Here is a 19,264-nt window from a genome sequence, read left to right as displayed (position 1 = left end):
TTCAAAAAGCCTCCGCCCAACGAAAACCTACCCCGACGCGCGGAGTGTTTCAAACTCGGGCCCGGGCTCAGTCGTCTGCAGAATGATGGTACATGGGCGATCGCAGAGAGCAGAATTCCTCGATCGCATCGAGATCTCCCGGCGCCAGCCCTTCGAAAGCGATGCCCATGCCGGGAGAGACGTCGCCGCTGCCCTCCGTGGTCCAGCGCACCACGCCGTCCGCGTGGATGGTGTGTCCGCCGGGCAGTACGAAGAACAACGTGACCCGCGTCCCCGGCGGCCGGGGCTGGTAGGTCGCGACGAACAGCCCTCCGGCGGAGATGTCCTGGGACAGCCCGGTGTAGAAATTGGAGTCGCTCAACAGGCCGAGGTCCGCTTCCACGCGAACGCGCTCACCGCTGTGCCGCTTGTTCGGGCCGGTGTACGGGTCCGTGGCGCGCGCCGGCTCGCGGCGCGGCGGCGCCGGTGGAAGTGACGCGAACACGTCGCTGCTCGCGGGCGCGTCGATGACCACGTCGCGGCGCTGCCGCTGCGCTCCTCGGGCGATGGGATACAAGAGCGCCAGGGTGCGGGCCACGGCTTCCAGCGCCGTCTCGATCTCCGGATCCGTACTGGCGTAGGTCTGCAGCGCCGCCAGCACCTTGCCCAGCTGTCGGATGGCGCTGCGCAGCTCGCCGTAGGCGTCCCCGCTCCCGCGCTCGAGCTCGTAGAGCGAGCTGCTGGCGTTGGCCGTGGCCTCCACGGCGAGCTCGATGTCGTCGTCCGGCTCCCGAACCCGCTGCAGCACGAGCAGGGCTTCGGACAGGATCCGCCGTGCTTGGCGGGCGGCGTTCGACTCGGTCCCGCCCTCCGTCATCAGAGGTTCTTGTTGAACACCACGCGGGGGCGAGCGGGTCCGGCGTAGTCCTCCACCACCGTCACGGCCCAGCCCGTGGCGCGATGAAACGCGATGGATCCCTCGTTGCCGGTCGTGGTGATGGCCTTGAGGCGGGTGCAGCCCTGCGCGCGGCAGTCCTCTTCGAAGCTCTGATACAGCACCTTGCCCACGCCGCGGCGGCGATAGTCCGGGTGGATCCCCACCAGGTGGACGTAGCCGGTCTTGGGCGGTCCGGGCGCGATGAAGCCGAACAGGAACCCCACCAAAATGCCATCGTGCTCCACCACGCGAGCCAAGGAGCCGAGCTCGTAAAAGAAGATGGGGTGGGCCAGCGCACTCGTCGGACCGCCCCACCAGCGGTCGATGACTTGGACGATGTGGTCGTAGTCCTGCTTACCCAGCGGCCGCGTGATCATCGCTTTCGTCCCCGGCGTGGCTTGGTGCCACCGAGCCAGCATAACCCGGTCGCTCCGAATGTCGCCCGCGAAGTTTGCGCACCGTGATGGGCGGCGGCTGGCCCCGTGGGCAACCACGGTGTATCGAATGGGCATGCCGAGCAGCGTGCGCATTGCACCGTCTATTTTGAGCGCGGATCTGGGGCGCCTGGCGGAGGAGGTGCAGGACGTGGAACGCGGCGGCGCCGACTGGATCCACGTCGACGTGATGGACGGCCGCTTCGTGCCCAACATCACCCTCGGTCCCGTGGTGGTGAAGGCCGTGCGGCGAGCCACGAAGCTCCCCCTGGACGTGCACCTGATGATCGTCGAGCCCGAGAAGTACATCGAGGCTTTCGCCGAGGCCGGCGCGGACGTCATCAGCGTCCACGTGGAAGCCAGCGTCCACCTGCAGCGCACGCTGTCCGCCATTAGGGCTTTGGGCAAACGCGCCGGCGTGGTGCTCAATCCCCACACCCCCGAGAGCCACGTGCAGTACGTCCTGGAAGACCTCGATCTGGTGCTGGTCATGAGCGTGAACCCAGGCTTCGGGGGTCAGAGCTTCTTGCCCGCGGTGCTGCCCAAGATCGAAGCGCTTCGAAGCATGATCGAGCGCGCCGGCCTCGACGTGGACCTCGAGGTCGATGGGGGCGTCAGTCCGGAAACCGCCCGCCAAGTCGTGGATGCCGGGGCGCGGGTGCTGGTGGCGGGCTCCGCGGTCTTCAACACCAAGGACCGCGCGCGCGCCATTCACGACATTCGCGCTGCGGCCGGGGCCCGCTGAGATGCGCCGCGCCCTCGCCGCCCTCGCCCTCTGCACGCTCTCCTGCGGCGCCGCCAAGACGCCCCCCGCCATCGAAACGGTGCCCGCCGAGCCACCGAAGTCCACGACCAAGAATTCGTCGGATCATTTGGTTTCTCCCGGCGCGGAACCACGCTCCGCGGACGAGGTCGTCGCCCGGGCGCTCGCGGACGTCGCCCTACGTCGCGAGCTCCCGGCGAAAGGACCGGTGAAGGGCAAGACCATTTCCCGCGACGAAATGGTCGCCCACGTGCGTGACCAGATCCACTCGGAGATCCCGAAGGACGTGATGGACGCGCAGAACGAGCTGCTGTTCTCCATCGGCGTGGTCCCGGCGGACTTCGACTACGAGGCCAGCATCCTGGTGCTGATGGGCAGCGAGCTCGCGGGCTTCTACGAGCCCAAGGACAAGACCATGTACCTGGCGGAGGATCTGGTGGGCATGGAAGCCCACGCGACCCTCGCTCACGAGCTGGTGCACGCGTTGCAAGATCAGCACTACGACTTGGGCAAGCGCATCAAGTTCCGGGAGGACGCGACGGACGAGCAGAGCGCCGTTCACGCGCTGGCGGAGGGGGACGCGACGAGCGCGATGCTCGACGAGATGCTCGCGGTGCAAGGCCGCACGGCCCTGGATCTTCCCGAAGACATGATCGGCATGGAGACCCGCGGCAGCATGGCCGTCGCGCCGGGCAGCGCCAGTGTTCCCGGCCTCATCAAGCGCTCGGTGATCGCTCCCTACGTGGACGGCGTGCGCTTCGTGCACTGGGGTCGGCGTCGCGGGGGCTGGGCGGAGGTGGATCGCATCTGGCAGTCGCCGCCGACCACCACGGAACAGCTGCTGCACCCGAAGAAGTACCTGGCGCACGAGGCCGGCGTGGACGTGAAGGTGCCGCCGGCTCCCGCCGGCGGCCCCAAACAGGTCATCTATCGCGACATCCAGGGGGAGGAGTCGGTGCGGCTCCTGTTCGAGGAGTGGATGCCGCGGCGAACCGCTGAGACCGCTGCCACGGGCTGGGGCGGCGATCGCGTGGCGGTGTTTCGTGAAGGTGGCAACGTGGCCATGGCCTGGCACCTCCGCTACGACGACGAGGCGAGCGCCAAGGAAGGGCTGGTCGCGATGGCGCGGGGGGTGCTGAAGACGACGGAGCAGGATCCGCGCTCTCCGTTTGTCAGTCGGGCACAGGCGGAGAAGAAGCTCCGTCAGAATGGCGTCTGCCGTGAGCGCAAGGAAGCCGGCCCGTTCGCCGTGGTTCGCCGCGGCAAGGACCTCGCGCTGGTGGCGGGGCCCTATCACCGTCAGGGCAGCCAGGTGAAAGCGGCGTCCACGTGTTCGAAGGCCCTGGCCTGGGCTCGCGCAATTGCTGCGACTTGATACCGATCAAGTTCGCATAATTCGCGCGGTGCGTAAGTGTTTGGAATTACGCCGAATACCTGTGCAGAATTCGTAAAAAGGGATAGCGCGGCGCCCCGGGACGCGCAGCCGTGCGTCAGCGCACGATGTGGCACGGATGTCAGGGCTTTGACGCGGTCCCCCGCTTCTGGTGTCAGTTTGGCCCAGGTGGGTGGCGAAGCGCCGCCGGGGTGTGGGCGTTTCGCCACGTGGAACCCTGCCCAGACGTCCGATTGCGGGGTCCAAATCTCCGGAAATCGCGCTGACCGGGGGTGGCCCCTTGCCGTGGCACGCTTCCTGCTTAGGTTCTCTCCACCAACCCTCGCAGGTTTTCCCAGATGCCCTCCCCTCGCAAGAAGTCAGCTCGCAGCCGTGTCGTGGCCGCCGCTGGTGGTGCGTCGTGGATGGCACTGCTCGCCGCCACCACGCTGGGTGTGGGTCAATATGACTACGTCCAGGCGGAGATCTCATCGGACGGCAAGCCCGACATGGACCCCGCGGAAGCCGGTGACTACCGCCTCGTGGTCCAGTCCTATGCGTCTGGCAGCGTGGATGCCGCGGGCATGCCCGCTCTCCGCGCGCGGCCGTTGGGCTCGGTGCAACGCGCCATCACGTCGGAAGAGCTGGAAAAGGGCATCGCCGTGAAGGTCGTCCAGGTCGGGCCGGAAGCCGAGGTGGACGACGCCCCGGTGTTGATCGCGTGGGTCGAGCGCGGCCAGCCGAACCTCGAGTTCGATGCGCTCCGGGCGCGCCCGACGGAGGGCGCTCTCGTGGGCGTGACCCGGTCGTCCAAGGCGAGCGGTGCTCGCGTCGTGCTCAGCCGCCGCGACGCTTGAAGGCCGCAGCGGCGCTGCGCGACGGGTATCGCGCCGTGCTCAGCCGCCGCTGCGCGACGGGCATCGCGCCGCGCTCAGCCGTCGCGTCGCCGCGCCGCTGCGCGACGCGTATCGCGCCGCACCAACATCAAGCGGCACGATCGACGTTGGGTCGCAGCTGACGTAGGGCCCGCGCGCGGCGGGTGAAGTCCCGGCGCTTTTCGTCGTCCAGGAGCTCACCACCGAAACGAACCGCGAGATACACCCGCGTGAGAGCGAGGGTCTCGTCCCCCGCGGGGTGCCCCATTTGGGAGAGGGCGCGGGCGTGGGCCAAAGGCGGCGTGCCGGAAGGGCGCGGGATCCCGAGCGCGGTGAGGGACTGCTCGAGGGTGCGATAGAGCTCTGCGGCGCGCAGCGCTTCGCGTTCCTTCTCCTCCTTGGTCGGCTGCTTCTTGGCTTTCGTCTTCTTGGTGCGCCGCAGATAGACGATGCCGCCGCCCACGAGCACCAGCCCGAAGAGGAACAGAGCAATGCGTCGCGGTGAAGAGAGCGAACCGAAGATTTCCGAACGCGCGCGCAGGGCGGAGTAACGCGAACGGACGGAGTGGAACAGGCTCACCTGCTGTTTCAGGTCGTAGCCCACGACGTGGCGGTTCCAGCGCTGGGCGGAGGCCTCCACGAAGTCGCGCAGGAAGGCGAGCACACCGGTGATGTCGCCGCGGGGCGCGGCGTCCGAGGGCGGCGTGGGGTCGAAGCGGGTCCAGCCCTTGTTCTCGAGATACACCTCCACCCAGGAGTGGGCGTCGCCCTGGCGTACGGCGTAATAGCGTCCGAAGCGGTTGTAGGTGCCGCCGATGAAGCCCGTGACGTTGCGGGTGGGCACGCCTTGGGTGCGGAGCAGCACGGCCATGGCGGTGCTGTAGAACTCGCAGTGCCCGCGCTTGGTGTTGAACAAGAAGTCTTCCAGCGGATTCTTGGCGGCGCCGGAGGTGGACTCGAGGTCGTAGCGGTACTCGCTGCGGAGGTGGCTCTCGATGCGCTTGGCTTTGTCCGCGTCGCTTTCGGCCTTGCCGATCCAGGACTGAGCCAGGTTGGTGACACGCTCCGAGACATCGCTTGGGAGCGTGAGATAGCGGGCGCGCTCGAGCTGGGAGAGAGGCTTGGCGGGCGGTTCGCTCTTGCCCGCGAGGAAGACGTCGTAGCGAATGCCGCGGTCGTCCAGGCTCGCGTATTTGAACTCCCCTTCCGGCCCTCGCAAGATGGTGGTGCCGGTGCCGAGCAGGGGCGAGCCGCGGGAGTGGACGCGGAGCCCGACGGCGTCCGGCGGCAGGAACAGCACCGGTGGGTCGATGGGCTCGAGGTCGATCGTCATCTTGCGATCGCGCACCGGATCGGGGAAGCGACGGATGCGGACGTTGGGGCCGTGGGCGTCGGCGGCCACTCGCTCCGTCATGCTCCGAGACCAGGAATGGCCGTTGTACTGATCGAAGGCCGTGCCGCGGAGGTAGAGCGCCAAGCGCGGCGGGGGCTCGCTCGGCAGATCGGGGATCTCCACCCGCATGGCGATGGTGGGATCCGTGCGCAGCTTGCCCACGCCGCCGAGATCCACCTTGTCGGAGAACCCGATCATGCGTTCTGGCCGCGAGTGGTTCAAGAGCAGCAGGCTGAGGCCCACCCGGGGAAACATCACGAACAGGATCGCCGTGAACAGGAAGATCGGGACCGAGAGCATGCAGGTGAACAGCAGGAACTGCTTGCCGATCACCCGGCGGCTGCGAAGGATACGGGGAACGTCCACCGGTAGTCCGGTGCGGTCGCGGGCGCCTTGGCGGTAGTTGCCTTCGACCTCGCGCCTGAGGTGGCTCAGCACCAGGGCGCCGGGCGCCACGATCAGGAAGCCGATGAAGCACAGGCCATAGGCGAGGCCGCCACCGAGCACGGTGCCGGCGATGAGATGCAGCAGCGCCAACACGATCACTTGTTGGTCGTGGGCGGCGCCGCGGCGCGTAGCGAGGCGTACGACCTGGAGGCCCGCGGCGAACTCCACCGCGAGCTCGAGCACTGGCGCACCCAGCACCAGGCGGGTGAGCTGCGTGACCAACAAGCCGAGGGGCGCGAGCAGCCCGATCTGCCGCAGCCAGCCCTTGTCTTGCCAGCGCTCGGGGATCGCGAGGGCGGCGACCAGGCCGATCACGATCATGCTGCTGATCCAGTGGTTCAGCTCGCCGCTGGTGACCAACGCCAACAGGCCCAGGGCGGCCAGGGCGTCGGTCATGACGCGATGGATGAGCCCGAACCTCACGTGTGCACCTCGGCGTGCTTCGGGATCCGGATTTGCTCCAGCTGCGTGCCCGGTGGCGGCGGTGCGGGCTCGGTGGGCATGCGCTCTCGCGCTTGGTCGGCAGGAGTGGACTCGAGCAGCGCTAAGAAGCGCAGGATCGGATCTGCCCCGACGGTGGTGTTCGCGCGCACGCGCTCGCCGGTGGTGGTGCGCAGGGCGACGGCGTCGCCACGCTTGAGGTGGGCAACGGCGCGCGAGGCGACGTCGCGAATGCGACGCTCGAAGCGTTCGGTCCAGTCGTTGTCCGGCGCGGCATTGGGGTGCACGGGGTCGATCACGTACTCGACGTCGCGGCGCATCTCCCGCGCGCGTTCACGCAACACCATCTGGTGCGCGAGGGTGCTCTTGCGCCAATAGATGTCTCGGGGGTCGTCGCCGTCGCGCATCGGCCGCACGCCGAGGATCTCGTCGCCGTTTCCGCGACCAATGGCACCGTCGCCTCCAAGGCGGCGGCCCGGGGCGTCCGGCGGCAGGCGCACGGGATCGACCGCGGGATAGATGATGAGGTCGCCATCGGCGGACAGCTCACGGCTCTTCTCGAACAGGCCGAAGGGAAAGCGCGTGGCCACGCGGAAGCCAATGTGGCGATCGCGACCGCGCCGCGCCGGGGTTCGCCGGTAGGCTGCCACTTGGGCGGAGCGCGGACTGATCTTCAGGAAGAAGCAACGCTTGTCCGCGGGTTGCCCGGCGCGCAGGTCCTCGATCTCGATGGCGTACGAAGGCACCCGCTTCTTGTGGTTGTAGACCTCGATCTCGACCAGGTGCGGTCGACCCACTTGCGCGCGGGGCGGCAGTCGACGCGCGACCGTCAGGTGGCGGAGGGACAGCTCACTCATCACGCCGGAGACGACGATGAGCGAGAGCAACATCCCGAGCAGGAGATAGAGGAGATTGTTGCCGGTGTTGATGGCGGCGAAGCCGACACCGAAGGTGATGCCGATGAAGTACTTGCCCTCGCGGGTGAGCTTCAAGCGGCGCGGCGGGCGCAGGTAGACGAGGAGCTTGCCGAGACGCCCCTTCGGAGGCGTGCGGCTCACCAACGGTTTTTGGTGGCGGGGGTGGCGAGCGACGCGGGCGCGAGCCACGGGGCGGTTGCTCCTCAAAGCGGGACCGGCACGCGAGCGACGACGTCGCGCACGGCGGTTTCCGATTCCTCACGGGTGGGGACGTAGCCTTCGGCGTGGGCAGCGAGACGAACGCGATGCGCGAGCAAGGGAACCGCGAGGTCGTGGATGTCGTCCGCGATGCAGTAGCGCCGCCCATTCAGCAACGCGCGCGCCCTCGCGGCGCGGGACAGGTTCATGCCCGCGCGGGTGGAGGCACCCAAGGCCAGCACGGGCGTCGAGCGTGTCGCGGAAATGAGCGCCTGCAGGTAGGTTCCGAGGGCGCTGTCGATCTCTACGCGGTCGACTTGGCGTTGTAGTGCGACGAGGCTGCCGGGCTCCAGCACGGCGGGGACGCTGGCGACGCGATCGGCTTCGGGCTCGAGCATGAGGCGCGTTTCCACGTGCGCTGGCGGGTAGCCGATGCGGATGCGCACCATGAAACGATCGAGCTGGGACTCCGGCAGGGGAAACGTTCCAGTGAAGTCTTGTGGATTCTGTGTGGCGACGACGAGAAAGGGCTCGGGCAAGGGTAGTGTCTTGCCGTCGATGGACACCTGGCCGTCGTTCATGGCTTCCAGGAGCGCGGATTGAGTGCGTGGACTGGCGCGGTTGATTTCGTCAGCCAACAGAACGTTGGCGAAGATGGGACCCTGCCGCAGCACGAAATCACCGGCGCGTTGATCGAAGACGGAGACGCCGAGCACGTCGCTGGGCAAGAGATCGCTGGTGAACTGCACGCGATGCATCTCGCCGCCGACGGCCTTGGCCAGGGCGCGGGCCAAGGTGGTCTTGCCGACACCCGGGACGTCCTCGATCAGGATGTGACCTCGAGCGAGGAGGGCGACCAGCGCGAGCTCGACCACGGCCGTCTTGCCCTCGAGCGCACGCTCGACGGCTCGTTTCAGCTCGACGAGCTGGTCCAACCGCTCGTTTTCCACTGCGACGGCAGACGAGGTCATCCTGCGCATGTTAGCACGGCGTTTCGAAGGGGCTCTGCTTTGGAAACGCCGGTTTAGGGCTTCCATTGGCCGTTTTTTTCGGGGGCCCTGGTTGGGCGGCCGGAAATGCGGATTCGTGTGCTATTCCCGGCCCCGTGAGCGGCATTGATGCCATCGTCGTGCAGCGCGTGACGCGGCTGTTCGGAGCCACGCCGGCCCTCCGCGGGGTCAGCGCGCGTTTCGAGCGAGGGGAGCTCGTGTTCCTCGAGGGGCCCAACGGCGCGGGCAAGAGCACGCTGTTGGCGGTGATTGGAACCGTGCTGCGTCCCACCGCGGGTTCCGTGCGTTACGAGCCCCTTGGGGACGACCCCGTGTTGGCCCGAGAGCACATCGGCTGGGTCGCCCACGATTCCCACTGCTACCGAGAGCTGTCGGGGCGGCAGAATATCGAGCTCGCCGCTCGCATGCGGGGTGTCGATCCCGGGGACGCTTGGAAGGAAGCGTGCAAGCGCGTGGGCGCCGAGGCTTTTGGCGATCGTTCCTTCGGCACGCTGTCCCGTGGGCAGCGTCAGCGCATCGCTCTGGGCCGTGCGCTCGTCCATTCGCCCAGCCTGTTGCTGCTCGACGAGCCCTTCTCTGGCCTCGATCCGTCCAGCGCCGAGCGGCTCGAGCAGATCTTGGTGGATGAGCGCGATCGCGGGTCCATCGTGGTGGTGGTCAATCACGCTCCCGGGCTCGCCGCCCGCCTCGGCGCCCGCACCGTTCGCATCGAGAACGGTCGCATTGCCGCGCGCAGCGCTGCCTGAACCTCTCAGTTCATTTTCGTGTTGGTCCGCCGCGGGAATGACGCGGCGCGTCACGCATGTGGCGTTGGTGCGACGGCTTCGCGGCGCGTCACTGTGCGAGCGGGTGAGGTCGCTGTCGCGCGTCGGAGCGCGGCAGGGCGATGCGACGGCTTGGACGGAGCCCGAGTCGGGGTACGCGCCGGTCAGTCGCGGGGCATCGAAGCAACGGCTTCGACGAAGTCGTGGAGATCGGCGTCACTCCACGTCGCGTGGATCGTCGCCCGTAGCCGTGCGGTACCGGCTGGCACAGTGGGCGGCCGAATCGCTTGGGCGCGAAAGCCCTTGGCGGCCAGATGCTCGGCGGCGCGGACGGCGCGCGCATTGTCTCCCACCAGCACGGGCAGGATCGGACCCTCGGACGGCGCGATGGGCACCCGGCGCTCTTCCAAGCGCGTGCGCACCTCGGCACAGAGCTCGTGGAGGCGCGCTCGGCGATCGTCGGCCCCGCGGACCCGCTCCACGGCCAGCGCGGCGAGTCGCGTGAGGAGCGGCGACGGCGCCGTGCTGAACACAAAGCTTCGTGCGCGATTCCAGAGCCAGGTTCGCAGCGTTTCCGTCCCGGCCACGAAGGCTCCCTGAGCTCCCACCGCCTTGCCCAGCGTCCCGATCAGGACCTCCGGCGCGACGCCCAGCTCGAGGCAGCGGCCGCCGCCCTGAGGCCCATAGACACCAAGGGCATGCGCTTCATCCACGATCAGCGCCGCGTCGTGGTCATCACACACACGGCGGAGCTGGCGCAGGTCCGGTCCGTCCCCGTCCATGCTGTAGTAGCTCTCGACGACCACGCAACGTCGTGCATCGGCCGGCGCGCTCGTCAGAGCAGACGCCACGGCCTCGACGTCGAGGTGCGGCGTGATGCGGACGCTCGCGCGGCTGAGACGAATCCCGTCGATGATCGAGGCGTGGTTCAGCGCGTCCGACACCACCACGTCGCTCGGCCGGAGCAAGGCCGTGAGCGCGCCAACGTTTGCCGTGTAGCCCGTACTGAACAGGAGAGCCGCCGGCAATTTCACCCAGTCTGCGACGGATTCTTCCAAGTCTATGTGGGTTTGCGAGGTGCCGTGGATGAGGCGGGAGGCTGTGGCTCCCAGCGGAAGATCCACACAGGCGAGCAGTGTTGCACGTGAAACAGGTTCCGCCCCGAAGCCCAAATAGTCATTGGAAGCGGCATCCCGGAGGGAATCGCCGGAGCGCGCCACCGCGGGGCGGCGCAGCAAACCCTGGGACTCGAGGAACCGCAGCTCCGCATCCAAGAAATCCAGTCGACTCACGCCGAAGACGTAGCAGGAACCGCGGAAAGCGCGCCGGAAAAACGCCAACGCCCAAAGTCATCAGGTCGCGGTCGCGAGCACCGAACCAGCATAAAGACAGCTACTCAATGATTCCAGCTGGTTACGCGCTAAAAAGACAGCGTCGTCTTCTTGTGTCGAGCGCAGAAAACTGGCGAGCTCCGCAAAAAGACAACAGTATCTTCTTGTGACCCGCGGTCAGTACGACCGAACCCTGTCGCAGGCGGAGCGATGGGCGCGTCAGCGCGCCGATGTGCTGGACGCAGTGGCGTTGTGCGCGCCGGATCGTCGAACCGCGAGCGTCACCGCGGCCTGTCGCCGAGCCCGCGTGGGTCGCAACACCTTCTACGCGCACTTTCGCGATTTCGCCCAAGCGCGCCGGGTTGCGGAGGAGCGTGGCGAGAACGAGCTCGGGCTGGCGGTACGCCGCGCCCTCGCCGATCGCAACACGCCCCGCGCGCTGCTCACGGGCCTGTGCAGCGCCTGGATTCAGACCCTTGCGTCCGACCCCCGGGCGCGGCTGTTGCTCGCAGAACCCGAGGACGAAACCGCACGTACGCGCTTCGCCGTGGTGATCGAGCCGATGCTGGCGGAAGTCGTGGAGCGTGCGCGTAGAGACGGCGCGCTGTCGAAAAGCGCAGACGGATTTCGCCTCACGGCCGCGACGGGCGCGCTGGAAGAAATCGCACGGCGTGCCGCTCCCGACACCGTGGAAAGCGCGACGGATGCCGCGGTCGACGCGCTGCTGCGCATCTTTCGCTGAGCCGGCGATTCACGTGAAACGTCGGGACCGGCGTCCGACGCGCATTTCCATTCGTCGCGGCCGGTGCTACCGTGCTCGCCATGAACCGCGCGCCGGTAGAGCTCCGCGTCGGCGGCCAGTCGTACCGAGTGGTGGCGACGGCCGACGAGACCGAGCTACAGCGACTGGCGGAGGTGGTGGACGCGCGGCTTCGGGAGCTGGCCGGTCCGGGCCGGGCGATCGCGCCGCAGACGTTGCTGCTCGCGGCCATCGCGCTGGCGCACGATCTCGAAGAGGAGCGCGCCAAGCGCGTCGCCGTGGAACGTCGTTCGAAAGAGATGCTGAGCTCCGTGCTCGAGCGCATCGACGCGGCGTTGGCCGAGACCCCGACGCCGCCGGAAACCACCGAGCAGGGCGACGGCGCCAGCCCCGCACCCTGACTCAGTCGTCTTCCGGGGCCCCGCGAATCAGCGAGTAGCCGGCGATGAACGGCAGCGCGACGGCCAGCCCGTCGATGCGCAGGCCAATCACGATGAGGTTCTCTCGCGTGTCGCCGAGACCGTGCTGATAGTCGACCACGAGGCCCGCCGTGATGCCGTAGCTCGAGTGGAAGTTGTAGCTCCGGCTTCCGACGAACAGCTGCGACGCGACGCCGGGCTCCCAGCCCGCGTCCGAGTGGCGGCCGTAGCCACCGACGGAGAGCACCAGGGGAAAGATGGGGTGCCAGGGCACCAAGGCCGAAAGGCCGCCGCCGGGACGAATGTCGTCGAAGCCGGCGGTGGAGAAATCGACGTAGGGGCCCAGGGCGAAGTCCGCGTCGCGGTTGCGACCGAAGAGCACGTCCGCGGTGACGCCGTTGAACCAGCAAGTGTCTTGCCACAGGTGGCCGTCCGCGCCGCGGCCGCACACCCCGGTGACGATGCCGGCGTTCCACTGCGGATCGGCGTGCCCCGTCCGTGCGAAAAGCAGGAGCGCACAGAGCGCAGCGAGACCCGCGACGGATCGCATCGCCGGCAGGCTACACCGCGACCCGCGCCAACGGGCGAGGCAATCTCAAGGCGCCTGACAGATGGGGAGGCTGGCGCACAGACGGCAGTCGATGGCCTGATCCTGCCCCGTGCGGCAGGGCGCCGTCAGCGAGCTGCCCGTGTCCGCGCTCACGGTGCACTGATAGCCGGGCGTCGCCGGATCGTCGGCATCCAAGGGATAGGAGATCAGACATCCCTGACACACGGTGATGGGGAACGTGAGGGACGCCGACGTGATCTCGTCGCCGCCCAGGGTGTCGCCGAACACGCGCACCTCGGTGGTGACGCGAGTGCCAGCGCTGAGACCCAGGTTCGGTGGCAACAGCTGCACGGACATCACGCCATAGCCGGGCTCGTCGCCGGTGCCGGGATCGACGAAGCCGGTGCCCGGAACCGTGAACTCCGTCAGCAGCTGCTGGGCGTCGTTCAGCACCTGCACCTCTGCACCCCGCAGGGTGACGCGGGAGGTCTCGGTGCGCACCTGATCGCGCGAACCGCGTCGCGTGAGCTGATTGCCGACCAAGAGCGCAGCGGAATACGTGTCCTTGAACGCGAGATCCAAGACGCCACCGAGAAGCTCCGTAGCAGCAGGGTCCGCCTTGGCGACGCACTCCGGCGTTTCGATCGCGAGCACGCCACGAACGTAGAGACCGCTGTCGTTGTCCGCGCAGCCCTGAGCGGACACTGCAGCAGCGACGAGACACGCGGAAAGGACGATGGTTTTGGGCAACCGACGCATGAGAGAACCTCGGGAGCTCTGGTTGGCGGAGAGGGACCGCCGACTCCAAGACAAAGTGTATCGAGGCGTTCGTCGCCGCGCCAACAATACGGAGTGTGTGTGCGCACTTATAAAAGCGAGCGCGCGAGATCGATCACGTCCGCGACCGGGACGTCACGGGTGCGCACGTCTCCCACATCGTGGGCAAGGACGAGGCGCAGGGTCGTGCCCGCGCGCTTCTTGTCGTGCACTGCGAGGTCCGCGGCATCGACGAGAGGAGCGGTTCCGCGGTCTACCGGCAAACCGAAAGCGGCGAGCACCTCACGGATGCGCAGGGACAGCGATGCAGGGGTCGCGCCCAGACGTTCGCCCATGCCGAGGGCGACCATCAGGCCGAGGCTGATGGCTTCACCGTGGGTGTACCGGCGATAGCCGGTGTAGGCCTCGAGGGCGTGGCCGAAGGTGTGGCCGAGATTGAGCGTGGCGCGCAGCCCGGCCTCGCGTTCGTCGCGGCTCACCACGCCGGCCTTCACCACCACGCAGCGACGGACGAGCTCGACGAGGGTGGCGGGATCGCGAGCGAGGATGGCGTCGCGGCGTGTCTCGAGCAGCGTGAGCAGCGCGGGGTCTCCGATGAGCGCGGTCTTCACCACCTCCGAGAGTGCGCTGCGATAGCCGCGCTCCGGCTCCGTCTGCAGCAGGGCGACGTCGCAGGCGACGCCGGTGGGTTGCCAGAACGCGCCGACGGCGTTCTTGGCGATGCCGAAATCGACGGCGGTCTTGCCGCCAACGGAAGCGTCTACCATCGCGAGCAGCGTGGAGGGGAGCCCTGCCCACGAGACACCGCGCAACCAGGTGGAGGCCGCGAAGCCAGCGATGTCGGAGACCACGCCACCACCGAGGGCGAGCATGCGCCCCTTGCGATCCAACCCCATGTCGTGCGCCGCGCGCCACACTCGCTCGGCTCCGGCGATGGTCTTGTGCTCCTCGCCGGCGGGGAGCACCACACTCTGCAAGGAATGGCCCGCGGCGGTGAGCGCCGCCAAGATCGGCGCGGCGTGCAGCGGAGCGACGTTCACGTCACTCACGACCAGCACGCCCGTCGAGGTCTGCATCGCCGCCGCGGCACGATCGACGGCAATGTCGACATCGACATCCACGGCGTAGCTCGAGAGGCCCGCGGCGACACACACGGGATCGCGCTGCCAGACGTCGAGCACGTCGTCCGCGACCTGCGCCACGCTCCGGGTCGCGTCCACGCGAGCGTGGGCCTCGGCGTAGACCACGGCGCGCTGCTCGAGGAGCTGTGCTGCGCGCTCGTCGAAGAGCGGCCGCGTGGCGTCGCCCGGCGCGCGCGCCCGGAGCACCGCGAGCGGAGCTTCCAAGGTGATCACCACGGCGCGCTCCAGCGCCCGCAGCCGGAGCTCCCGGGTCAGCAGGGCGCCGCCCCCGAGCGCGATCACGCGCGGCGTCGGATCCGAGAGCTCGGCCTCGAGGCGATCGCGCTCCAGGGCGCGAAACGCCCCTTCGCCGTCGGCCTCGAAGATCTCGCGAATGCTGCGCCCGGCCGCTTCGACGATGCCTGCGTCGAGATCCACGAACGGCACGCCGGCTCGCTCGGCGACCCGGGGGCCGACGGTCGACTTGCCCACGCGCATGAAGCCGCCGAGCAGTAGAGGGCGATGCATGCCCGAAAGTACCTCAGGACGCCGGCTGCGCTAATATCCTGCGGCCGTGGACGAGCTGGCCGTGGAAGCAACCGGGGAAGGGGTGCGCCTTCGGGTGTGGGTGAAGCCTCGCGCCAGCCGGACGCGCATCACCGGCGTGCGGCAAGGCGCGCTGGAGGTGGCCATCGGCGCGCCTCCGGTGGACGGCGAGGCCAACGGCGAGCTAGTGCGCTTCTTGGCGAAGCTCTTGGGCGTGCCACGGTCGTCCATCGCGCTGGCGTCCGGCGCCGCTTCACGGCAAAAGACGATCGCGATCGCGGGCATAGACGACGCGACCCTGCGACGCGCCCTGGTGAAATGATGCTGGAGTTCGACAAGTACGAGGGGCTCGGCAACGACTTCATCGTCGTGGACGCCAAGGACGACGCTGCGGTGACGCCGGAGCAAGCGCGGAAGCTCTGCGACCGTCACTTCGGCATCGGCGCCGACGGCGTGCTGTTGGTCACGCCGCCGCGCTCCGCAGAGGGCCGCGCGAGCATGGTGGTGATCAACGCCGATGGCTCGCGGCCGGAGATGTGCGGCAATGGCTTGCGCTGCGTCGCGCTGCACCTGGCTCTGCAGGATGATGCGGTGGGCATCAGCTACGTGGTGGACACCGACGCGGGTCCCCTCAGCTGCGAGGTGGAGCGCGACGGCGACGCCGCCATGGTGCGAACCAGCATGGGGCGGGGACGTCCTCAGGGCGAGCACAGCGCCGAGCACGCCAGCACGCGCCTCGACCTCGCGCTGGTGTCGATGGGCAATCCGCACGCCATCGTGTTCGACAGCCACCTCGACAGCGCCGCCGTGGATGCCTGCGCTCCGGAAATTTCCGCTGCATTTCCCGAAGGTTGCAATATCGAGTTCGCGGAAACTCGGGGGCCGCGGGCGTTCGATCTGGTGGTCTGGGAGCGCGGTGTGGGGCGCACCCTTGCCTGCGGAACCGGCGCCGCGGCTACCGTAGTAGCGGCGGCTCGGGCCGGACGGGTTCCGTATGGGGAGCCGGTTGAAGTTCACTTGCCCGGCGGGCCGCTCAGTGTGACCGTGGCACCGGAGACGCTCGAAGTCGTGCTGCGGGGGCCAGCGCGGCGAGTGTTCCGAGGCCGGGTGGACAAAGAGTGACGGATTCCCGCAACGACGAAGTCGCCCCGTTGCAGGTGCTCGCCATCCTGGAGGACGGCGAGGCCAAGGCCGCCATCCAACGCGCGGCGCAGGTGACGGCGGACGTGGTGAGCTTCTCCGGCACGCTGGAGGACGGCCTCGACCACGCACAAGCGGAGCTCCCGGACGTGGTGTTCCTGGAGGTCACCCTCAGCGAAGCCGCCGGCGTCGCGCTCGTCCACCACCTCAAGGCAATCGATCCGAGACTGCGCATCTACGTGTTGGTGCCTTCGGAGCGCTTGGAGCTCGGGGCTCAGGCGATGTCCCTGGGGGCAGCGGGCATCGTGATGATGCCGCCCTCGGGGGACGAGCTGCTCTCGGCCCTGAGCGACACCCGCGGCCGCGTGGGGGCCGACGCCGTTCGCGCCCGTCTCGAGCGCGAGAGCAGCCGCGCCCAGATGCAGCGCAGCGTGGCTTCGGCGCTCTCGCGGCTGGGCGCATCGGAGACTCGCCGGGAGGTCGCTGATCGCATCACGGAGGTGCTGCTCGAGCACACCGGCGCGGACAACGTGGCGGTCTACGTGCCGGCCGGGGAGCGCTCGCGGGATCTGCTGCGCCTCGCCCACCGCGGAATGAGCGAGCCGCCGGCCATGGGCGACGAGATGGCGCTGCATCGCTTCGCCGCGGAGCACGGGCTGCTCACCCAGAAGCTCGAGATCGGCAACGAGACCACGGGCATCTTGGTGCTCGGCGGTCTCGAGTGTTACGGCCGCACCCGGGGAGAGCTGCTGGAGCTGGTGAGCGGACAATCCGCCGCCGCGCTCGCGCTGATCGCGGCCCGGGAGCAGGCGCAGCGCGGGGCCATGAAGGATCCGGGCTCGAGCGCCTACACCTTCGCGTACTTCGTGGACGTGGCGGGCCGCGAGATCGACAAGGCGCGGCGTCACGGCCGGCGCTTCGCGCTGCTCACCCTCACCCTCGAAGACGAAGCCGCGCCGGAGGCCTTCAGCGTGGAGCTCGCCGAGCGCGTGCTCGCCACGGTGCGCGCGACGGACGTCCTCGCGCGTGTGGACGACCGCGAGTTCTACCTGCTGCTGCCGGAGACCGGCGGCCTCGGAGTGCACACCTTGCGGCGCCGGCTGCAGTCGCGGCTGGCGGGAGTTCGCGGTGGGCGCCGCGGTGAGGGCGAGCCCCTCAAGACGTCCATCGGCACCGCCGTGTATCCCCACGACGGCAGCGCGCTGTCGTCCTTGCTGCGCACCGCCAAGCGCCGCGCGGAAGCGTCGAGCACTTCCTTGGTGCACAGCTTGAACGCGGGGCCTCGACCTCTCGACGAAGTCCTCGAAGCCTTATTTTGGTGCGTCGCGGAAAAGGGCGAGGCGGTCGACGCCGATCGTCTCAGGACCATCGAGCTGCCCTTGATGGATCTGGTAGGGCTCGCCTCCGCCGCTCTGTCGGAAGCCGTCCGCGGCGGGGCCGCGCGCGTCGTGGCCAGCCAAGGGCCCGGCCTCGGCGTGGGCGCTGCAGTGCGCTCGGCGCCGGGGGCGGATCGCGGCGAGGTCGAGATCACCGTCACGGAAGCCTCGAGCTTGTCCGGCGGGCGCGACATCGAAGCGCTGGCCATCGTGGCGGAGCACGGAACCTACGCGCTGCTCGGTCGCCGCGAGCGGGGCGTGGTGCGGGCGGTGCACGCCGCGGATCCGCTGCTCACGGATCTGGTCTTGGATCTGGTCACCAACAAACGAAACGGGAGCAACGCCTGATGTCCCGCTCGCTGGTGCTGGTCGATTCGGATCTGGACGCCCTCGGCGCGCTGGCGTCGGATCTTCGCGCCCGCGGTCTGGTCGTCACCGTGGCGGACGGACTCGACGGCGCGCTCGAGCGAGTGCACAGCTCCGCCCCCGACGCCTTGGTCGTCGCCGATGCCTTGGCGGCCAAGCTGAGCGACGCGGACCTGGGCGGTGTGCCCTACTTCGTGTTGGCCCAAGAAGGCCAGGTGGCGAGCGGCGATCGCACCCTCAATCGCGACGCCGACGCCATCGCTCGAAGGCTCTTGGCGCTGCCCCCCAAGCGCGCCTCGGTGGCGGCGGAACGCGGGGATTTTCGCGGTGATCTGCGGCAGGTGAGCGTGGTGGATCTGTTCCAGCTGCTGGGCATGAACCGCCGCACGGGGCTCTTGTCCTTCTCCACCCCGAGCGGCGTGGGGGAGGTGCGTCTGATCGATGGCGAGATCGCCGATGCCGCCTACCGAAGGCTAGAAGGCGAGAAAGCCGTGGTGCGGCTGCTGGGCGAGACCGAGGGCACCTTCGCCTTCGGCACCACCGCCCCCACGTCCATGCGTCGCATCCAAGCCCCCATGAGCAGCCTGGTGATGGAGGGGCTCCGTCAGGTGGACGAGGTCAAGCGCCGGCGCGCGGACGTGTGCAATGAGCACGACGCGTTGATGGCCAGCGAGGAGCCCGGCGAAGACGCCGCCGACGCCGACTTGCGGGTGCTCAGCGCGTTGGCCACGCCGCGGACCTTGAGCGAGCTGCTGGACGACGTTCCGCTTCCGGATCTCGACGTGCTCGAGACGACGCAGAAGCTCATGGCGCGCGGCGCGGTGCGACGCATCACCCGCGGTGCCGAGCGCGCGACCCTCGCGGATCCGGAGCACGCGGCGGTGCTGGGCGCCATCGTCGCGCGCCTCGGGCGGCCCGGCTTCCCCGGTGTGCGCGTGGTGGTCGCGGCACCGCTGCCGGAGCTCACCCCGGTGATGCACGCGCTCCGCCGGCTGGCGGAGGCAGGTACCCCCACGGAGACGGTTCCCGCCGCCCCGGTGCCCCACGTGCTCGCGACGCTACGCGTCGGAGAGAGCGCCGAGCTGGAGCTGGTGGGCTTGCCCCTGCTCGAGGCCTATGCCCCCCTGTGGGCCCTGACGCTCGCTGGGGCCGCGGTGCTGATCCGGCTGGATTCCGCGCCCAACAAGGTGCTGGACCACGCCTGCGATGCAGCCGAGGTTCCAATCTACGACGCCGCCGTGGGCGGCTCTCCGGACCCGGCGGATCCCACCCAGATGGCGCAAGTCATCCGCATGGCGTTGGAGTCGGTCTCCGGTCGCAAATGAGCGCTTCGGGGCCAACGGTCACG

The 19,264-nt window shown here is 68.8% G+C and carries 19 protein-coding genes; 10 read left to right on the top strand and 9 right to left on the bottom strand.

What is annotated here, in order from left to right; genetic code table 11:
• Nucleotides 1-67: 67 nt before the first annotated feature.
• Together H6717_33665 and H6717_33660 are read right to left on the bottom strand one after the other, a co-directional pair.
• The gene (locus tag H6717_33665; protein MCB9582031.1) at nt 68-856 is read right to left on the bottom strand and encodes a TIGR02266 family protein; all 789 of its coding nucleotides are present in this window, start codon (nt 854-856) and stop codon (nt 68-70) included.
• Nucleotides 856-1,293 carry a GNAT family N-acetyltransferase gene (locus tag H6717_33660; protein MCB9582030.1) on the bottom strand — a complete coding sequence of 146 codons (438 nt, stop codon included), beginning with the start codon at nt 1,291-1,293 and terminating at the stop codon, nt 856-858. The genes H6717_33665 and H6717_33660 overlap by 1 nt, the downstream gene beginning before the upstream one ends.
• Nucleotides 1,294-1,426: 133 nt before the next feature.
• Here H6717_33660 and H6717_33655 point away from each other — a divergent pair, with 133 nt between their 5' ends.
• The 3 genes from H6717_33655 (at nt 1,427) to H6717_33645 (ending at nt 4,342) form a co-directional block, all read left to right on the top strand.
• On the top strand, nt 1,427-2,095 hold the full coding sequence (locus H6717_33655) for a ribulose-phosphate 3-epimerase (GenBank protein ID MCB9582029.1): 669 nt from the start codon (nt 1,427-1,429) through the stop codon (nt 2,093-2,095).
• Between the two features lies 1 nt (nt 2,096).
• Nucleotides 2,097-3,488 carry a hypothetical protein gene (locus tag H6717_33650; GenBank protein MCB9582028.1) on the top strand — a complete coding sequence of 464 codons (1,392 nt, stop codon included), beginning with the start codon at nt 2,097-2,099 and terminating at the stop codon, nt 3,486-3,488.
• 356 nt (nt 3,489-3,844) lie between these two features.
• Nucleotides 3,845-4,342, top strand: coding sequence for a hypothetical protein (locus H6717_33645; GenBank protein MCB9582027.1), 498 nt, complete (start codon nt 3,845-3,847; stop codon nt 4,340-4,342).
• Nucleotides 4,343-4,469: 127 nt separating this feature from the next.
• Here the strand turns inward: H6717_33645 and H6717_33640 are convergent, their stop codons facing one another.
• Genes H6717_33640 through H6717_33630 form a run of 3 tightly spaced genes read right to left on the bottom strand, consistent with a single transcriptional unit; the run spans nt 4,470 to nt 8,727 of the window.
• On the bottom strand, nt 4,470-6,596 hold the full coding sequence (locus H6717_33640; GenBank protein ID MCB9582026.1) for a DUF3488 domain-containing protein: 2,127 nt from the start codon (nt 6,594-6,596) through the stop codon (nt 4,470-4,472).
• A 23-nt stretch (nt 6,597-6,619) separates the two neighbouring features.
• Nucleotides 6,620-7,813, bottom strand: coding sequence for a DUF58 domain-containing protein (locus H6717_33635; protein MCB9582025.1), 1,194 nt, complete (start codon nt 7,811-7,813; stop codon nt 6,620-6,622).
• On the bottom strand, nt 7,762-8,727 hold the full coding sequence (locus H6717_33630; protein ID MCB9582024.1) for a MoxR family ATPase: 966 nt from the start codon (nt 8,725-8,727) through the stop codon (nt 7,762-7,764). The genes H6717_33635 and H6717_33630 overlap by 52 nt, the downstream gene beginning before the upstream one ends.
• A 134-nt stretch (nt 8,728-8,861) precedes the next feature.
• Between H6717_33630 and H6717_33625 the strand changes: the two genes are divergently transcribed.
• Complete coding sequence (locus H6717_33625; GenBank protein ID MCB9582023.1) at nt 8,862-9,512, top strand: ABC transporter ATP-binding protein; 651 nt, start codon at nt 8,862-8,864, stop codon at nt 9,510-9,512.
• A gap of 182 nt (nt 9,513-9,694) precedes the next feature.
• Here H6717_33625 and H6717_33620 read toward each other — a convergent pair whose 3' ends face one another.
• The gene (locus H6717_33620) at nt 9,695-10,822 is read right to left on the bottom strand and encodes an 8-amino-7-oxononanoate synthase (GenBank protein MCB9582022.1); all 1,128 of its coding nucleotides are present in this window, start codon (nt 10,820-10,822) and stop codon (nt 9,695-9,697) included.
• 205 nt (nt 10,823-11,027) lie between these two features.
• On the opposite strand from H6717_33620, the gene H6717_33615 reads away from it, so the two are divergent.
• A complete protein-coding gene (locus H6717_33615; GenBank protein ID MCB9582021.1) occupies nt 11,028-11,603 on the top strand; it encodes a hypothetical protein in 576 nt (191 codons plus the stop codon).
• 80 nt (nt 11,604-11,683) lie between these two features.
• The gene (zapA, locus tag H6717_33610; protein MCB9582020.1) at nt 11,684-12,022 is read left to right on the top strand and encodes a cell division protein ZapA; all 339 of its coding nucleotides are present in this window, start codon (nt 11,684-11,686) and stop codon (nt 12,020-12,022) included.
• Nucleotide 12,023: 1 nt separating this feature from the next.
• Here zapA and H6717_33605 read toward each other — a convergent pair whose 3' ends face one another.
• The 3 genes from H6717_33605 to aroB all read right to left on the bottom strand — a co-directional run bounded on the left by H6717_33605 (nt 12,024) and on the right by aroB (nt 15,016).
• Nucleotides 12,024-12,590 (bottom strand): hypothetical protein, encoded by a 567-nt coding sequence (locus H6717_33605; GenBank protein ID MCB9582019.1) that lies wholly within the window; start codon nt 12,588-12,590, stop codon nt 12,024-12,026.
• 45 nt (nt 12,591-12,635) lie between these two features.
• Nucleotides 12,636-13,349, bottom strand: a complete 714-nt coding sequence (locus tag H6717_33600) for a hypothetical protein (GenBank protein MCB9582018.1) — start codon at nt 13,347-13,349, stop codon at nt 12,636-12,638.
• 107 nt (nt 13,350-13,456) lie between these two features.
• Nucleotides 13,457-15,016: a 3-dehydroquinate synthase gene (gene aroB, locus H6717_33595; protein MCB9582017.1), complete on the bottom strand. Its 1,560-nt coding sequence runs from the start codon at nt 15,014-15,016 to the stop codon at nt 13,457-13,459.
• A gap of 55 nt (nt 15,017-15,071) precedes the next feature.
• Between aroB and H6717_33590 the strand changes: the two genes are divergently transcribed.
• From H6717_33590 to H6717_33575, 4 genes are read left to right on the top strand one after another with little or no spacing between them, the layout of a single operon-like run.
• Entirely contained in the window at nt 15,072-15,356 is a 285-nt protein-coding gene (locus H6717_33590; GenBank protein ID MCB9582016.1) for a YggU family protein, read from the top strand.
• Nucleotides 15,353-16,156, top strand: a complete 804-nt coding sequence (dapF, locus tag H6717_33585; protein ID MCB9582015.1) for a diaminopimelate epimerase — start codon at nt 15,353-15,355, stop codon at nt 16,154-16,156. Before H6717_33590 ends, dapF begins: the two co-directional genes overlap by 4 nt.
• Nucleotides 16,153-17,898 (top strand): diguanylate cyclase, encoded by a 1,746-nt coding sequence (locus H6717_33580; GenBank protein ID MCB9582014.1) that lies wholly within the window; start codon nt 16,153-16,155, stop codon nt 17,896-17,898. Before dapF ends, H6717_33580 begins: the two co-directional genes overlap by 4 nt.
• Nucleotides 17,898-19,241, top strand: a complete 1,344-nt coding sequence (locus tag H6717_33575; protein MCB9582013.1) for a DUF4388 domain-containing protein — start codon at nt 17,898-17,900, stop codon at nt 19,239-19,241. Before H6717_33580 ends, H6717_33575 begins: the two co-directional genes overlap by 1 nt.
• Nucleotides 19,242-19,264: the final 23 nt, after the last annotated feature.

The sequence above is a fragment of the Polyangiaceae bacterium genome, assembly GCA_020633235.1.
GTDB lineage: Bacteria > Myxococcota_A > Polyangia > Polyangiales > Polyangiaceae > JACKEA01.
This window is presented reverse-complemented; position numbering and strand designations above follow the sequence as displayed.

What these genes read in the sequence shown, in the direction of transcription:
- H6717_33630 (MCB9582024.1), bottom strand. Translation starts at nt 8,727, where the DNA reads ATGACCTCGTCTGCCGTCGCAGTGGAAAACGAGCGGTTGGACCAGCTC.
- H6717_33605 (MCB9582019.1), bottom strand. Translation starts at nt 12,590, where the DNA reads ATGCGATCCGTCGCGGGTCTCGCTGCGCTCTGTGCGCTCCTGCTTTTC.
- aroB (MCB9582017.1), bottom strand. Translation starts at nt 15,016, where the DNA reads ATGCATCGCCCTCTACTGCTCGGCGGCTTCATGCGCGTGGGCAAGTCG.
- H6717_33575 (MCB9582013.1), top strand. Translation starts at nt 17,898, where the DNA reads ATGTCCCGCTCGCTGGTGCTGGTCGATTCGGATCTGGACGCCCTCGGC.
- H6717_33645 (MCB9582027.1), top strand. Translation starts at nt 3,845, where the DNA reads ATGCCCTCCCCTCGCAAGAAGTCAGCTCGCAGCCGTGTCGTGGCCGCC.
- H6717_33640 (MCB9582026.1), bottom strand. Translation starts at nt 6,596, where the DNA reads ATGACCGACGCCCTGGCCGCCCTGGGCCTGTTGGCGTTGGTCACCAGC.
- H6717_33665 (MCB9582031.1), bottom strand. Translation starts at nt 856, where the DNA reads ATGACGGAGGGCGGGACCGAGTCGAACGCCGCCCGCCAAGCACGGCGG.
- dapF (MCB9582015.1), top strand. Translation starts at nt 15,353, where the DNA reads ATGATGCTGGAGTTCGACAAGTACGAGGGGCTCGGCAACGACTTCATC.
- zapA (MCB9582020.1), top strand. Translation starts at nt 11,684, where the DNA reads ATGAACCGCGCGCCGGTAGAGCTCCGCGTCGGCGGCCAGTCGTACCGA.
- H6717_33655 (MCB9582029.1), top strand. Translation starts at nt 1,427, where the DNA reads ATGCCGAGCAGCGTGCGCATTGCACCGTCTATTTTGAGCGCGGATCTG.
- H6717_33600 (MCB9582018.1), bottom strand. Translation starts at nt 13,349, where the DNA reads ATGCGTCGGTTGCCCAAAACCATCGTCCTTTCCGCGTGTCTCGTCGCT.
- H6717_33650 (MCB9582028.1), top strand. Translation starts at nt 2,097, where the DNA reads ATGCGCCGCGCCCTCGCCGCCCTCGCCCTCTGCACGCTCTCCTGCGGC.
- H6717_33660 (MCB9582030.1), bottom strand. Translation starts at nt 1,293, where the DNA reads ATGATCACGCGGCCGCTGGGTAAGCAGGACTACGACCACATCGTCCAA.